The sequence below is a fragment of the Actinoallomurus acanthiterrae genome (assembly GCF_054775715.1).
Window position 1 is genome coordinate 7,603,099 of sequence record NZ_BAAHCO010000001.1, and the last position, 15,734, is coordinate 7,618,832.

Genomic DNA, 15,734 nt, shown 5'->3' on the forward strand with positions numbered 1-15,734 from the left:
CGGTCATGATGAACGTCTGGGTCAAGACGCGACGAGACGGACTGGTCCGAGCCGCCGACATCATCCGGATCCAAGGTGACGGAAGGTCCGTTCGGCTATGGCATCGTGCCGCCAGCGACACGACGGCGTCGTCCGTCGCCGTCTGTGAGGTGCCACGGCGGACACCCAAGCTCCCCGGTGACTTCGCCGAACAGCTGACGCTCGTGATCGCGCAGTACCAGAAGGACTTCGCCGTGATCGAGGCGGTCCGTCAGCCTTCCGGATGGGGCTGGATGATCACGGACGCGCTCGCCGTGAGACCGCAGTACTACTGCCCCACCCCGATCCCTCCGAGCACCGGCGAGCCGTTCGGGCCAGAGCCGTCGGCCGGGCCCGTGGAGACGTTCGACTCGAGACGGTACCTGTCCGACGACGAGCGCTGAGCCCTCCAGCGCACGTTCGCTTCTCACGAGGGCGGCCTCGTACGGCATGCGCGCACAGCACGTCGATGCGGATCCGCCCGCCGCTCCGGCAGCCGTCGGCATCCATCGCGTACGCCCCGGCCGGTCGCCCCGGCCGGTCGCCCCGGCCGGTCGCCCCGGCCGGTCGCCGTGGCCGGTCGCCGTGGCCGGTCGCCGTGGCCGGTCGCCGTGGGCTCGGCATGGCCGAGCCCACGGATGCTTCATCCCTGGACCCGCCGGCGGGCACGCCGGTCACCGGATACTCCGATCAAGCGATCCGACCGCCGTGATCACCGGGTCCCGACGTCGCACGATCACGTCGGACCGCGATCGCGGCCTCCACCTCGTACAGCCCTCGAGGGCCGTCCGGAGCGCGCCAGAAGCGATGCCGCAGCGAACCGCGGACCTCGACGAGGTCCCCGTGCCGCCAGCCGCGGATGCCCTCCTGGACCGCGGAGTCGTAGGTGACGCAGCGGATGGTGTCGATGGCGTCCTGCGGCGACCGCGCGTTCTGATGCTCCACGATGAGCCGCCAGACGGCCACCTGCCGGCCTTCCGGTAACGTCTTCCACTCCGGCGCGCCGGAAAGCCGTCCGACCAGGACGATCTCGTTGACGTGGGTCACGCCGGCTGCGGCATCGGGCGTCTCCGCGGTCCCTGCGACGGTGTCACGAGGGCGTGTGTCGCGGCCGTCCGGCGGCCGTCCGCCGCCATCCCTCTCGCCGTGCCGCGCCTCGATGCCCTGCGTCGCCATGCCCTGCGCCTCGACGCCTCCCGCGGCCTGGTGCGCCGTCTCCTCGATGTGATCCACGGTCTACTCCCCTCGCGTCCCTCGTGACCGCCGCCGTGTGGCCCGGCGACGTTGTCTCTACGATGGGGCGGTCGGCCTGGACCTCGTAACCCTGCCCGGCGCATCTGTGGAAACCGGAGCGACACATGGATTCGATCACCGACCTGGGCAACGACGTCTTCGAGATCGACACCCGTATGGCCGGGTACACCGGCATCACGGCCGGCTATCTGATCCGCTCCGACCGGCCCTGCCTGGTGGAGACCGGCGCCGGCAACTCCGCCCCGGTCGTACGCGACGCGCTGGCCGCCGCGGGCATCGGCCCCGCCGACCTGGCGACCGTCGTCGTCACGCACATCCATCTCGACCACGCGGGCGGCGTCGGCGACATCGCGGAGATGTTCCCCAACGCCGAGATCGTCGTCCACGAGAAGGGCGCCCGCCACCTCGCGGACCCGAGTCGGCTGATGCGCAGCGCCCGCATGGTCTGGGGAGAGGCCCTCGATTCCCTGTTCGGCGACCTCAAGCCCACGGACGCCGTACGGATCCGGGCGGTGGAGGACGTCGGTGAGGTCGACCTCGGCGGCGGGAGGCGGCTGGAGAGCCATCACTCGCCCGGCCACGCCAGGCACCACGTCGGACTGCTCGACTCGCTGACCGGCGATCTGTACGTCGGGGACGCCGCCGGTGTGTACATCCCGGAGACGGCCGACCTGCGCCCCGCCACGCCGCCGCCCGACTTCGATCTGGACACGGCCCTGGCGTCGCTGGACCGCTTCCGCGCCCTACGGCCGTCCCGGCTGCTGTTCAGCCACTTCGGGCCGGTGGACCTGGTCGACGAGACGCTCGACCGGTCCACGGAAGAGCTCCGGCTGTGGGTCGAACTGGTCGCCGAGGCCCACGATCAGCGCCTCGACCTGGATCACGCCGTGGCCATGGTCCGCGAGCGCACCGACGACCGGTATCGCGCGCTCGCCCCGGACGCCGATCCGGAGATCGCGCAAAAGATCGAAATCATCAGCGCCGCCCGCAACAACGTCGCGGGCATCATGCACGCGCTCGAAAAGCGCTGAGGCCCGCCTCCGCGCTGTCCTGAAGGACGACATGGAGGCGGGCCCCGTACGTCTCACTCGTCCTCGGCGTCCGTCCGCCGGACGCCGCCGGTCTCGCCGTCGGCGTCCCCCTCGGGCCCCGCGTCGGCATGCGCCTCAGTGCCCGTAGCGGTGCCGGCGCTCGGCCCGGTGGCGACGCCTTCGCTCGGCTTGGCGGTGCGATCTCCGCTCCGCTCTGCGTCGATGTCCGCCTCGGACTGCGCATCGGCCTGCGGCGCAGAGCCCGCCTCGGTCTGGGGCACGGCCTCCGTCACGACGCCCGAGCCTGGCTCGACGTCGGCGAACTCCGTGTCGATGATCTCCAAGCCCTCGAGCTCGGCGTACCGCTCGGCGGCGTCCGTCTCGCCGTCGCGGTCGGCCGCGGCCGCCCGGGCGAACCAGTCGGAGGCCTCCTCCTCCCGATCCGCGTCGATCAGCGCGTCGGCGTACGCGTAGAAGAGCCGCGCCGACCACGGCCGCCACCGCTCGTCCTTCAGCTCCGGAACCTGCAACGCCAGGACGGCCGCGCCCGGCTGACCGAGGTCGCGGCGGACGCCCGACTCGACGATCCGCATCTCGATCGCCTCGGCCTGCGGGAGGCGGCGGGCCTCATCCGACTTGGCGAGGTCCAGGGCGCGCTCGGGCCTGCCGAGTCCGCGTTCGGCGTCGGCCATGATGGCGAGGTAGGCCTCCTGGCCGGTCAGACGGCGCGCCGCACGAAGCTCCGACAGGGCGACCGACCACAGGCCTGCGTGGTACGCCGCGATTCCGCACGCCTCACGGACGATACCGACCCGGGCCGCGCGGCCACGGGCCGCGAGGGCGTGCTGGTAGGCCAGTTCGGGATCGTCGTCGATCAGGCGGCCGGCCATCACGAGATGGCGGGCGACATCGGTCGCGAGATCCTTCGGCAGGGTCTTGAGCTCGGCGCGCGCCGTGGCATCGAGTTCGGCGCCGGTGACGTCCTCGGGGACCGGCGGGCCGGGGTCACGCCGGGGCCGTGGCGCGTCCGACGGCCGACCGTCCCGGCCGGAAGGCCGGCGCGTGCCGCGCTCGGCCGGCCGGCGACCTCCCTTGGCGTCGTCCCGCCGCCAGCGATCGCTTCTCTGGCCCTCGGCGCCGTCTCGAGGTCCCCGCTGACCGCCTCGGAAGTCGCGTCGGCCGCCATCCCGGCTCCCCGGGCCGCCGGTACGCTCCTGAGGAGGCCGAGAACCCTCCCTGCCGCCCTGACGGGACCGGTTGCCCTCCTCGCCCTTCTCCGGGGCGCGGAAGCCGCCTCTGCCGCCGCCAGGACGGTCGTCACGACGGGACGAGCCTGCAGGGCCCGTACGCGGCCGCCCACTGTCGTCGCGGGTGAAGCCTCCTCGGCCGGCACTCCGGCCGTCGTCGCGCCGTCCCGAGAAGTTCCGCGCGCCACGAGGTCCGTTGTTGTCGCGCGGACGGTAGCCGCGATCGTCACGCCGCTCGGTACGTTCGTCGTCGTACCGAGAGGAGCGATCGCTCGGCCGCCGCGGGGAGCCCCCCTCCTGCTCGCCCCGGTCGGCAGGACGCCCTCCCGGGCGGGGACCGCCACGCTCGTTCCGCCACTTACCGCTGCCGGTGGGGCGTCCGCCTCCGCCGGCCGCCCCGCGGCCGCGCGTGTCGTCTCGCCGCGGCGAGCGGCTCAAGCCGCTCGTACCCTCGTTGCCGCTGTCGCGGATGGGCTTGGACCGACGTGCCTGGGAGATCCCGGCGCCCTGATCGTCGCGGGCGTTGCCGTAACGCTTGCCCTGATCGTCACGGGCGTTGCCGTAACGCTGGCCGCTACCGGACCGCTGGGGGTTGCCTGGCTTCTGGAACCCTCCGGGGCGGCCGGCACTCGACCGGCCTCCGGCCGAGCCGGCGCGCCCGCCGCCGGAACCCTCGGTGGAGTCGTCGCGTCGGGGCCGCCCACCGGCGCGGTTGGTGGAGCCCTTGGAGGACCACCGAGCCCCGCCCTGACGGTCACGAGATCCGCCGGAGGCGCTGCCCGGTCGGTCTTGGCGGGCCGGCCGTGGACGCCGGTCGGGTCCGTCGCCGTCGCGTTGATCTCGTTCCGCGCTCATCACATCAAACCGTTCCCCTTGGGAGCACTGTCGTCTCCATTGTGCCCGAACATACAAAAAGGGCCGCCTGAAAAGGCGGCCCTTCCTGTGTATGTGTCCGGCGGTGTCCTACTCTCCCACACCGTCTCCAGTGCAGTACCATCGGCGCTGAAGGGCTTAACTTCCGGGTTCGGAATGGGACCGGGTGTTTCCCCTTCGCCAAAACCACCGAAACGCCTTACGGGATTCCGGGGGATGTTCCCGGCCGTGTCCCGGGAACCGCATAGTGAACGCGAACATCTCTTGCTTAACGCAGCTCTTGAACGAAAGTGTGTGTCAAGCCACTCGGCCTATTAGTACCGGTCAACTCCACACCTTGCGGTGCTTCCATCTCCGGCCTATCAACCCAGTCGTCTAGCTGGGGGCCTTACAACCACAAAGGGTTGGGAGACCTCATCTAGAGGAAGGCTTCCCGCTTAGATGCTTTCAGCGGTTATCCCGACCGAACGTAGCCAACCAGCCATGCACCTGGCGGTACAACTGGCACACCAGAGGTTCGTCCGTCCCGGTCCTCTCGTACTAGGGACAGACCCTCGCAAGTCTCCTGCGCGCACAGCGGATAGGGACCGAACTGTCTCGCGACGTTCTAAACCCAGCTCGCGTGCCGCTTTAATGGGCGAACAGCCCAACCCTTGGGACCTACTCCAGCCCCAGGATGCGACGAGCCGACATCGAGGTGCCAAACCTTGCCGTCGATATGGACTCTTGGGCAAGATCAGCCTGTTATCCCCGGGGTACCTTTTAGCCGTTGAGCGACACCCCATCCACACGGTGGTGCCGGATCACTAGGCCCTGCTTTCGCACCTGCTCGACATGTCTGTCTCACAGTCAAGCTCCCTTGTGCCCTTGCACTCGACACCTGATTGCCAACCAGGCTGAGGGAACCTTTGGGCGCCTCCGTTACTCTTTGGGAGGCAACCGCCCCAGTTAAACTACCCACCAGGCACTGTCCCCCACCCGGATACACGGGCGCGGGTTAGACGCTCGAAACGACCAGAGTGGTATTTCACCAACGACTCCACCACCACTGGCGTGATGGCTTCACAGTCTCCCACCTATCCTACACAAGACGCTCCAAACGCCAATGCCAAGCTATAGTGAAGGTCCCGGGGTCTTTCCGTCCTGCTGCGCGTAACGAGCATCTTTACTCGTAGTGCAATTTCACCGGGCCTGTGGTTGAGACAGTGGGGAAGTCGTTACGCCATTCGTGCAGGTCGGAACTTACCCGACAAGGAATTTCGCTACCTTAGGATGGTTATAGTTACCACCGCCGTTTACCGGCGCTTAGGTTCTCAGCTTCGCCCCGAAGGACTAACCGGTCCCCTTAACGTTCCGGCACCGGGCAGGCGTCAGTCCGTATACAGCGTCTTACGACTTCGCACGGACCTGTGTTTTTAGTAAACAGTCGCTTCCCCCTGGTATCTGCGACCCCCACCAGCTCACGAAGCCAGTTCGGTCACCAGCAGGGGCCCCCCTTCTCCCAAAGTTACGGGGGCAATTTGCCGAGTTCCTTAACCACAGTTCACCCGATCGCCTCGGTATTCTCTACCTGACCACCTGAGTCGGTTTAGGGTACGGGCCGCCGACACACTCGCTAGAGGCTTTTCTCGACAGCATGGGATCACTCACTTCGCCTAAATCGGCTCGGCATCACATCTCAGGCACATGTGCCACGGATTTACCTATGACACGCCCTACATGTTTACCCCAGGAACAACCATCGCCTGGGCTGAGCTACCCTCCTGCGTCACCCCATCACTTGCCTACTACCACCTCAGGTCCCGGCCGCCCGTCACAAGGTCCCCGAAGGAACCAAGCAACGATTGGAACGGTTAGTGTCAGTGGGTTCAGCATGGGCGCGTGTCAGCGGGTACGGGAATATCAACCCGTTGTCCATCGACTACGCCTCGCGGCCTCGCCTTAGGTCCCGACTTACCCTGGGCGGATTAGCCTGCCCCAGGAACCCTTGGTCATCCGGCGGAGGGGTTTCTCACCCCTCATTCGCTACTCATGCCTGCATTCTCACTCGTGTGGTCTCCACGACTAGCTCACGCTGCCGCTTCACAGCCCACACGACGCTCCCCTACCCATCCCAACCCCTGGACACCTTACGGTGCCTGGGTATCGTTGAGATGCCACGGCTTCGGCGGTGTGCTTGAGCCCCGCTACATTGTCGGCGCGGAATCACTTGACCAGTGAGCTATTACGCACTCTTTCAAGGGTGGCTGCTTCTAAGCCAACCTCCTGGTTGTCACGGCAACTCCACATCCTTTACCACTTAGCACACGCTTAGGGGCCTTAGCCGGTGATCTGGGCTGTTTCCCTCTCGACTACGAACCTTATCGCCCGCAGTCTCACTGCCACGCTTCACTTACCGGCATTCGGAGTTTGGCTGACTTCAGTAAGCTTGTCGGCCCCCTAGGCCATCCAGTAGCTCTACCTCCGGCAAGAAACACGCAACGCTGCACCTAAATGCATTTCGGGGAGAACCAGCTATCACGGAGTTTGATTGGCCTTTCACCCCTACCCACAGGTCATCCCCCAGGTTTTCAACCCTGGTGGGTTCGGTCCTCCACACGGTCTTACCCGCGCTTCAACCTGCCCATGGGTAGATCACTCCGCTTCGGGTCTACAGCATGCGACTAAAAACGCCCTATTCAGACTCGCTTTCGCTACGGCTCCCCCACACGGGTTAACCTCGCCACACACCATAACTCGCAGGCTCATTCTTCAAAAGGCACGCCATCACACCACACCCCCAAAGAGATGCGGGAGCTCTGACGGCTTGTAAGCACACGGTTTCAGGTACTCTTTCACGACCCCTCACCGGGGCACTTTTCACCTTTCCCTCACGGTACTAGTCCGCTATCGGTCACCAGGGAGTATTCAGGCTTACCAGGTGGTCCTGGCAGATTCACACGAGATTTCACGGGCCCCGTGCTACTCGGGAAACACCTAATGAAGACAACAAGATTTCGCCTACCGGACTCTCACCGACTACGGTCGACCATCCCAGATCATTCGACTATCCTGTTGTTTTTTGACTCCACGTCCCAGCGGCGGCCGGAACAAAGGCACTCCCACAACCCCACACACGCAACACCCGCCGGCTATCACACGCGCATGGTTTAGCCTCATCCCCTTTCGCTCACCACTACTCAGGGAATCACTATTGTTTTCTCTTCCTGCGGGTACTGAGATGTTTCACTTCCCCGCGTTACCACCAACCGCCCTATCAATTCAGACGGAGGCAACACCCCATGACAGGTGCTAGGTTTCCCCATTCGGAAATCCCCGGATCAACGCTCGGTTGCCAACTCCCCGGGGCATATCGCAGGCTCCCACGTCCTTCATCGGCTCCTGGTACCAAGGCATCCACCGTGTGCCCTAAAAAACTTGAACACACTCGACAAGAACAAAGATGCTCGCGTCCACTATGCAGTTCTCAAAACACGGACAGAACCAACCCCCAGCCACCACCAAACCACCGCTACCCCCAACCCGAAGACCAGGGAAAACAGTGTGGTATGGCGACCAGATCAGCCTGTAACGCGGCGAACCCCCACAACGAGGGGTTCAGCCTGAGAAGCCCGAGCGTGAACGCCCGTTCCCTCAGGACCCAACAGTGTGCCCAAACCAGACGACCCCAACCAGCTCGCGTTCCCACTCCCAGGAAACCTGGGCGGTACTAGCAGGCGGCCGTGACCGGCCGGTCTGAATAGCCAGTGCTCCACTAGTGAGCAGGCCCACCCACGAGACATTCGCTCGTGATAGTGAAAGCCGCCTGGACCGACACCCCCACCACAGTGGTGGATGCGGCCAGTTACTGCTCCTTAGAAAGGAGGTGATCCAGCCGCACCTTCCGGTACGGCTACCTTGTTACGACTTCGTCCCAATCGCCGGCCCCACCTTCGACCGCTCCCCCCACAAGGGTTGGGCCACGGGCTTCGGGTGTTGCCGACTTTCGTGACGTGACGGGCGGTGTGTACAAGGCCCGGGAACGTATTCACCGCAGCGTTGCTGATCTGCGATTACTAGCGACTCCGACTTCATGGGGTCGAGTTGCAGACCCCAATCCGAACTGAGACCGGCTTTTAGGGATTCGCTCCACCTCACGGTTTCGCAGCCCTCTGTACCGGCCATTGTAGCATGTTTGCAGCCCAAGACATAAGGGGCATGATGACTTGACGTCATCCCCACCTTCCTCCGAGTTGACCCCGGCAGTCTCCCATGAGTCCCCAACCACCCGAAGGTGTTGCTGGCAACATGGAACGAGGGTTGCGCTCGTTGCGGGACTTAACCCAACATCTCACGACACGAGCTGACGACAGCCATGCACCACCTGTCACCGGCCCAAAAGGACCCCGCATCTCTGCGAGTTTTCCGGTGATGTCAAACCTTGGTAAGGTTCTTCGCGTTGCGTCGAATTAAGCAACATGCTCCGCCGCTTGTGCGGGCCCCCGTCAATTCCTTTGAGTTTTAGCCTTGCGGCCGTACTCCCCAGGCGGGGCGCTTAATGCGTTAGCTACGGCACGGAATCCGTGGAAGGACCCCACACCTAGCGCCCAACGTTTACGGCGTGGACTACCAGGGTATCTAATCCTGTTCGCTCCCCACGCTTTCGCTCCTCAGCGTCAGGTAAGGCCCAGAGAACCGCCTTCGCCACCGGTGTTCCTCCCGATATCTGCGCATTTCACCGCTACACCGGGAATTCCATTCTCCCCTACCTACCTCTAGTCTGCCCGTATCCACCGCAGGCCCGAGGTTAAGCCTCGGGTTTTCACGGCAGACGTGACAGACCGCCTACGAGCTCTTTACGCCCAATAATTCCGGACAACGCTTGCGCCCTACGTATTACCGCGGCTGCTGGCACGTAGTTAGCCGGCGCTTCTTCCCCACCTACCGTCACGTTAGCTTCGTCGGTGGTGAAAGAGGTTTACAACCCGAAGGCCTTCATCCCCCACGCGGCGTCGCTGCGTCAGGCTTCCGCCCATTGCGCAATATTCCCCACTGCTGCCTCCCGTAGGAGTCTGGGCCGTGTCTCAGTCCCAGTGTGGCCGGTCGCCCTCTCAGGCCGGCTACCCGTCGTCGCCTTGGTAGGCCATCACCCCACCAACAAGCTGATAGGCCGCGAGCCCATCCCCAGCCGAAAAACTTTCAACACACCATCATGCAAAAGTGTGTGATATCCGGTATTAGACCCAGTTTCCCGGGCTTATCCCAGAGCTAGGGGCAGGTTACTCACGTGTTACTCACCCGTTCGCCGCTCGAGTACCCCGAAGGGCCTTTCCGCTCGACTTGCATGTGTTAAGCACGCCGCCAGCGTTCGTCCTGAGCCAGGATCAAACTCTCCGTTAAGGCCAAACGACAACCACCCTCACGAGCAGTCGCCAAACCTTGAAGAAAATCCCGGCAAGAATCATACTTGCCAAAGGAATCCAAACCCGACCAGACCAACCCCGAAAGATCAGCCCAGCCAAGCGAGGACCAAAAGGCACTGGCTTTTAGCACACTGTTGAGTTCTCAAGAAACGGACACACACCGTCCGGAACCCGACTCTCGTCCGGACCCCGTCTGGGGCAACCCTTCTATCTTACCGTTCCCGCCCCGCTTGTCAACCCCCAGATCCGAAGATCTTGAAATCAACCAGCAGAACCAGCACGGCCCCTCCAGACAAGCCTCACCCCGACCGGCGGAAACCGGCCGCAGCAGACCACATCCAGAAGTTCCCCCACAGGCCGACCACCGCTCTCAGCGATGTTCCGCATCCCGTCTCGGGGCGACCACACCATGCTACCCCGCTCGAACCGTGGTCCGAACCAGAAGCACTCGGTGTGGGTTTCCCCCCGGGCCGGCCACCTTCCGGTGTCCCGCTCCCCTGGGGGCGAAGAGAACATTACGACCACCGGGAAACACCGTCAAATCGGCGGGCTCGATCGCGTACCCGCAGATCGCAATCCAGGTCGATCTCTTCGTCGTCGGCTCAGAGGATCCGACGATTCTCAAAATGCGGGTCCCGGCTTGAGCCCGATCGGGAGGTGGCGCCCAGATTCCCTGTCCGTGCGGGTCGCGGACAGCGGTGTGGGCGGCACCCGATCTACCCGGGTGCCGCCCACACGTGTTCGTTACGAGTCGACCGTCACTCCGCCGATGTTGCGCTTGCCGCGCCGCAGGACGAGGAAGCGGCCGTGGAGCAGGTCGCTCTGGTCGGGTACCGCCGCCTCGTCGGTGACCTTGACGTTGTTGACGTAGGCTCCGCCCTGCGCGACCGTACGGCGCGCTTCGGACTTGCTGCCCACGAGGCCCGTCGCCGCGAGGAGGTCCACGACCGGCGGCATTGGCCCGGAGGCCGTCGTGGACGGCACCTCGGCGAGCGCGCTGGCCAGCGTGCGCTCGTCCAGCTCGCCGAGGTCGCCCTGGCCGAACAGCGCACGGGACGCGGCGATCACCCGCTGCGTCTCCTCCGCCCCGTGGACGAGCGTGGTGAGCTCCTCGGCGATGGCCCGCTGTGCAGCCCGGGCGGCGGGGCGTTCGCTCGTCGCCTTCTCGAGCTCCTCGATCTCCTCGTGGCTTCGGAAGCTGAAGTACTTCAGGTACGTCACGACGTCACGGTCGTCGGCGTTCAGCCAGAACTGGTAGAAGGCGTACGGTGAGGTCAGCTCGGGATCGAGCCAGTAGGTCTCGCCTCCGGCCGTCTTACCGAACTTCGTGCCGTCGGCCCGCGTCACGAGCGGGGTCGTGAGTGCGTGGGCGCTTCCGCCCTCCACCCGGCGGATGAGGTCGACGCCGGCGGTGAGGTTGCCCCACTGGTCGCTGCCGCCGGTCTGCAGACGGCAGCCGTACCTGCGGTACAGCTCGAGGAAGTCCAGGGACTGCAGCAGCACGTAGCTGAACTCGGTGTAGCTCATGCCGGTGGTGTCCAGCCGCGACTTGACCGTCTCCCGCGCGAGCATGCGGTTGACGGGGAAGTGCTTGCCGATGTCGCGCAGGAACTCGATGGCCGACATGGGGCCGGTCCAGTCGAGGTTGCTGACGATGAGGCCGCGGTCGTCGGCCAGGTCGACGAACCGGGAGACCTGCTTCCGGATGCGCTCGACCCAGCCGGCGACGACCTCCTCGGAGTTGAGCGTGCGCTCCGCGCTCTTGCCGCTGGGGTCGCCGATGAGGCCCGTGGCACCGCCGACCAGCCCGATCGTGCGGTGGCCCGCCTGCTGGAACCGGCGGAGCGTCAGGAGCTGCATCAGGCTCCCGACGTGCAGCGACGGCGCGGTCGGGTCGAAACCGCAATAGAGCGTGACCGGCCCTGAGGCGAGCGTGGCCCGCAGTTCGTCCAGGTCGGTGGACTGTGTGATCAGGCCTCGCCAGGCGAGATCGTCCAGTATGTCGGTCACGTTCTTCCTCGTCTCGTACGTACGTCCGGTCCCTTCCAAGGATGCCGGACCGGTTCGGCATCAAGGTAACGGGTCGTCCGGCGGGTCTCCCACCGATTTGCCGCCAGGCCTGGCCGACCCCTCAGGCCGGGAGGCCCTCGGCGGCCGCGACGGCGACGCGCAGACGAAGATCTACCGGACACGCCCTAGCGGCGCGTCTCCGGCGTCGGCCGGCGGCGAGGCGTGTGCAGGCGGTACGCGGAGACGCTCGGATCCCCGTCGATCCAGAACCGCCAGGGCACGTCCTTGGCGCTGGTCACCCCCGTACGGGGCCCGGTGCGCACCTCTGCCGACGACGTCCCGGGCAGCACGCGCAGGGGGCTCTCCGGGTCACAGACGTCGGTGCCGTAGAGAGCCCGGTCGATCGCCAGGGCCTCGCAGAGCCTCGCGGGGCCCCGCGCGAGATCGCGGACCGAAGAGCGCGGACGGCGGGCCATGGCCGGCTCCCGGCCCTCGATGATCTCCCCGGCGCGGATCAGGACGGCCGCCGCGGTGCCCTCTTCCAGGCACACGAGGTTCACGCAGTAGTGCATGCCGTACGTGAAGTACACGTACGCGTGGCCGGGCGGACCGAACATCACGGCGTTGCGGTCCGTCCGGCCCCGGAAGGCGTGCGAGGCCGGATCGAGGGGGCCGGCGTACGCCTCCACCTCGGTCAGGCGCACCGCGACCGTCCCCTCCGGCGACGAGCGTTCGAGGACGCAGCCGAGGAGGTCGGGGGCGACCTCCTCCGCCGGCCGGTCGAAGAACGCGCGCGGGAGCGGAGCGCTCATCAGATCCCCGAGGCCGCCCAGGAGGCGTGGCCGTCGACGAGCGAGCGCAGCGTCGTGAGTTGCTGGGCGACGCGCTCCGGAGAGGTGCCGCCGTACGCCTTGCGAGCGGCGAGCGCGCCCTGGACGGAGAAGACGTCGCGTACGTCCGGGGTCAGGTGTGGGGAGACCTTCGCCAGCTCGTCGTCGGTGAGATCGCCGAAGTCCTTGTCGTTGACCTGGCACCACACGACGAGGTGGCCGACGACCTCGTGCGCGTCGCGGAACGCCACCCCCCTGCGGACCAGCAGCTCGGCGATGTCGGTGGCCAGGGCGAAGCCCTCGGGCGCGAGGGACTCCAGGCGTTCGGTGTTGACGCGCATGGTGGCGATCAGGCCGGACACCGCGGGCAGGACGAGCAGCAGGGTGTCGACGGCGTCGAACACGCCCTCCTTGTCCTCCTGCAGGTCACGGTTGTAGGTGAGCGGCAGGCCCTTCAGCGTGGTCAGCAGCGCGGTGAGGTGCCCGATGAGCCGGCCGGACTTGCCGCGGGCCAGCTCGGCGACGTCCGGGTTCTTCTTCTGCGGCATGATCGACGACCCGGTCGCGTAGGTGTCGTCCATCTCGATCCAGCGGAACTCCTGGGACGCCCAGAGCACGACCTCCTCGCCCAGCCGCGACAGGTGGACGCCGATCAGCGCGGCCGCGGCGAGGAACTCGACGGCGAAGTCGCGGTCGCTCACGGCGTCCATCGAGTTGGGCGCGGCGGCGGCGAAGCCCAGCTCCTCCGCGACCGCCTCCGGGTCCAGCGGCAGCGAGGACCCGGCGAGCGCGCCGGAGCCCAGCGGGCTGATCGCGGCCCGTTTGTCCCAGTCGCGCAGCCGGTCGACGTCGCGGGCGAACGCGTGCACGTGCGCCAGCAGCTGGTGCGAGAACAGCACCGGCTGGGCGTGCTGCAGGTGGGTCATGCCCGGAGCGGCGACGCCGAGGTTGTGGTCGGCCTGGGCGATCAGCGCGGTCTCCAGCTCCACGAGCCGGGACACGATCTGCCGGACGTGGTCCCGCAGGTAGAGCCGCATGTCGGTGGCGACCTGGTCGTTACGGCTGCGGCCGGCGCGCAGCTTGCCGCCGAGGGCGCCGAGCCGCTCGAGCAGGCCGCGCTCCAGCGCGGTGTGGACGTCCTCGTCGGCGACCGTCGGGCGGAAGTCGCCGGCGCGGCAGGCGTTGTCCAGGTCGTCGAGCGCGTCGAGCATGCGGCGCAGCTCGTCCTCGGTGAGCAGGCCCGCGCGGTGCAGGACCCGGGCGTGGGCCCGCGACCCCAGCAGGTCGTACGGGGCGAGCCGCCAGTCGAACTGCACGCTGACCGAGAGACGGGCGAGGGCCTCGGACGGACCGCCCTCGAACCGGGCGCCCCACAGCCTGGTCGGCGTCTTGTGCTGCTGGTCGTCCGTCACGCTGTTCTTCTCCCCTGGAAACTGTCGGCAGGCGTCCGCGACCTGACCGGCCGCCGATGCGAAACTACTGCATGGCGGCCTGGCCGTGTCGGCGGGTGCCGCCCGGGCCGTCGGGCCCGGAGCATTGATGATGGACATGTGTCGGCCGGTCCCGCGTGGCCGACGGCGGCCGGGAGACCGGCCGCCCGAAGTGGTTCAGCCGAGCCGGCGGTCCCGCTCGGCCGCGATCTTGCTCGGCAGGCTCCACAGCTCGACGAAGCCCTTGGCGAGGCTCTGGTCGAACGTGTCGCCGGTGTCGTACGTGGCGAGGTCGTAGTCGTACAGGGAAGCGGCGCTGCGCCGTCCCGTGACGACCGCCCGGCCGCCGTGCAGGGTCATCCGGACGTCGCCGGACACGTGCTTCTGGGCCTCTTCGATGAAGACGTCGAGCGCGTCCATCAGCGGCGAGAACCACAGGCCGTCGTAGGCCAGCTCGCTCCAGCGCTGGTCCACGCCGCGCTTGAAGCGGGCGAGGTCGCGTTCGACCGTGACGTTCTCCAGCTCCTGGTGGGCGGCGATCAGCGTGATCGCGGCCGGTGCCTCGTAGACCTCGCGGCTCTTGATGCCGACCAGGCGGTCCTCGACCATGTCGAGGCGGCCGACGCCCTGGGCGCCGGCCCGCTGGTTGAGCTCGGCGACGAGCCGGTACGGGCTGAGTGCCCGGCCGTCCAGCGCGACGGGGACGCCTTCCTCGAAGGTGATGATCACCTCGTCGGCCTCGCGCGGCTGCGCCGGGTCCGACGTGTAGGCGTAGACGTCCTCGATCGGAGCGTTCCAGATGTCCTCGAGGAAGCCGGTCTCGATCGCGCGGCCCCAGAGGTTCTGGTCGATGGAGTACGGCGACTTGGACGTGACGTCGATCGGCAGGCCCTTCTCCTCGGCGAAGGCGATGGCCTTGTCCCGCGTCCAGGCGAAGTCACGGGCGGGCGCGATCACCTTGAGCTCGGGGGCGAGGGCCGACAGGCCGGCTTCGAAGCGGACCTGGTCGTTGCCCTTGCCGGTGCAGCCGTGCGACACCGTCGTCCCGCCGTACTCCTTCGCGGCGGCGACCAGGTGCTTGACGATCAGCGGCCGGGACAGCGCGGACACCAGGGGGTACCGGTCCATATAGAGGGCGTTGGCCTTGAGGGCGGGGAAGCAGAAGTCCGCCGCGAACTCCTCCCTGGCGTCGACGACGACCGCTTCGACGGCGCCGCAGGCCAGCGCCCGCTTCCGGACGGCCTCGAGGTCTTCTCCGCCCTGCCCGAGGTCCACGGCTACGGCGACGACCTCACCACCGGTCTGCTCGGCGAGGTACGGGATGGCGACGGAGGTGTCGAGACCTCCGGAATACGCGAGTACGACGCGTTCGGTCATGACGATGGCTCCAGTTTTCGAAAGTCTGACGCTGACGGCGGGCGCCCAAGGGGGTGCCCGGTGGATCTCCGACCGGCTGCGCGCCGCTCACTGCGAACAAGATCCACCGGCCACCCCTAGGCTCGTCGCTCGGCCTTCTCGGGCTCCGCCGAGATCGGGGCGGTGCCTCGGGGCACGTGAACGGTGTTGCCGTCGGGGTCGGCCGCGTCCTGCTCCGGAGCCCAGGAGGAGTCGGTGGGCGCGCCGCCCACGCCGCCGCGCG

The 15,734-nt window shown here is 66.9% G+C and carries 8 protein-coding genes and 3 rRNA genes; 2 read left to right on the forward strand and 9 right to left on the reverse strand.

The features are described 5' to 3' along the window. Positions 1-5: 5 nt before the first annotated feature. The gene (locus ACYVF7_RS35915; RefSeq protein WP_460349485.1) at positions 6-422 is read left to right on the forward strand and encodes a hypothetical protein; all 417 of its coding nucleotides are present in this window, start codon (positions 6-8) and stop codon (positions 420-422) included. 286 nt (positions 423-708) lie between these two features. Here ACYVF7_RS35915 and ACYVF7_RS35920 read toward each other — a convergent pair whose 3' ends face one another. Continuing rightward, complete coding sequence (locus tag ACYVF7_RS35920) at positions 709-1,251, reverse strand: single-stranded DNA-binding protein (RefSeq protein ID WP_460349488.1); 543 nt, start codon at positions 1,249-1,251, stop codon at positions 709-711. A 125-nt stretch (positions 1,252-1,376) separates the two neighbouring features. Between ACYVF7_RS35920 and ACYVF7_RS35925 the strand changes: the two genes are divergently transcribed. Next, on the forward strand, positions 1,377-2,303 hold the full coding sequence (locus ACYVF7_RS35925) for an MBL fold metallo-hydrolase (protein ID WP_460349490.1): 927 nt from the start codon (positions 1,377-1,379) through the stop codon (positions 2,301-2,303). A 53-nt stretch (positions 2,304-2,356) separates the two neighbouring features. Here the strand turns inward: ACYVF7_RS35925 and ACYVF7_RS35930 are convergent, their stop codons facing one another. From ACYVF7_RS35930 to ACYVF7_RS35965, 8 genes are all read right to left on the reverse strand, one after another. Next, positions 2,357-3,193 (reverse strand): hypothetical protein, encoded by an 837-nt coding sequence (locus ACYVF7_RS35930; protein ID WP_460349492.1) that lies wholly within the window; start codon positions 3,191-3,193, stop codon positions 2,357-2,359. A gap of 1,307 nt (positions 3,194-4,500) precedes the next feature. Beyond that, positions 4,501-4,617 (reverse strand): 5S ribosomal RNA (gene rrf, locus ACYVF7_RS35935). Positions 4,618-4,716: 99 nt separating this feature from the next. After that, positions 4,717-7,846, reverse strand: a 23S ribosomal RNA gene (locus ACYVF7_RS35940). A gap of 435 nt (positions 7,847-8,281) precedes the next feature. Further along, positions 8,282-9,802: ribosomal RNA gene (locus tag ACYVF7_RS35945) — 16S ribosomal RNA — on the reverse strand. The 16S, 23S and 5S rRNA genes sit together here, the layout of an rRNA operon. A gap of 767 nt (positions 9,803-10,569) precedes the next feature. Then, positions 10,570-11,835 carry a tyrosine--tRNA ligase gene (gene tyrS / locus ACYVF7_RS35950; protein ID WP_460349494.1) on the reverse strand — a complete coding sequence of 422 codons (1,266 nt, stop codon included), beginning with the start codon at positions 11,833-11,835 and terminating at the stop codon, positions 10,570-10,572. A gap of 185 nt (positions 11,836-12,020) precedes the next feature. After that, positions 12,021-12,647: a DNA-3-methyladenine glycosylase gene (locus ACYVF7_RS35955; protein ID WP_460349496.1), complete on the reverse strand. Its 627-nt coding sequence runs from the start codon at positions 12,645-12,647 to the stop codon at positions 12,021-12,023. Beyond that, positions 12,647-14,077 (reverse strand): argininosuccinate lyase, encoded by a 1,431-nt coding sequence (gene argH, locus ACYVF7_RS35960; RefSeq protein WP_460349499.1) that lies wholly within the window; start codon positions 14,075-14,077, stop codon positions 12,647-12,649. Before argH ends, ACYVF7_RS35955 begins: the two co-directional genes overlap by 1 nt. Positions 14,078-14,272: 195 nt before the next feature. Further along, entirely contained in the window at positions 14,273-15,472 is a 1,200-nt protein-coding gene (locus tag ACYVF7_RS35965; protein ID WP_460349500.1) for an argininosuccinate synthase, read from the reverse strand. Positions 15,473-15,734 lie beyond the last annotated feature (262 nt).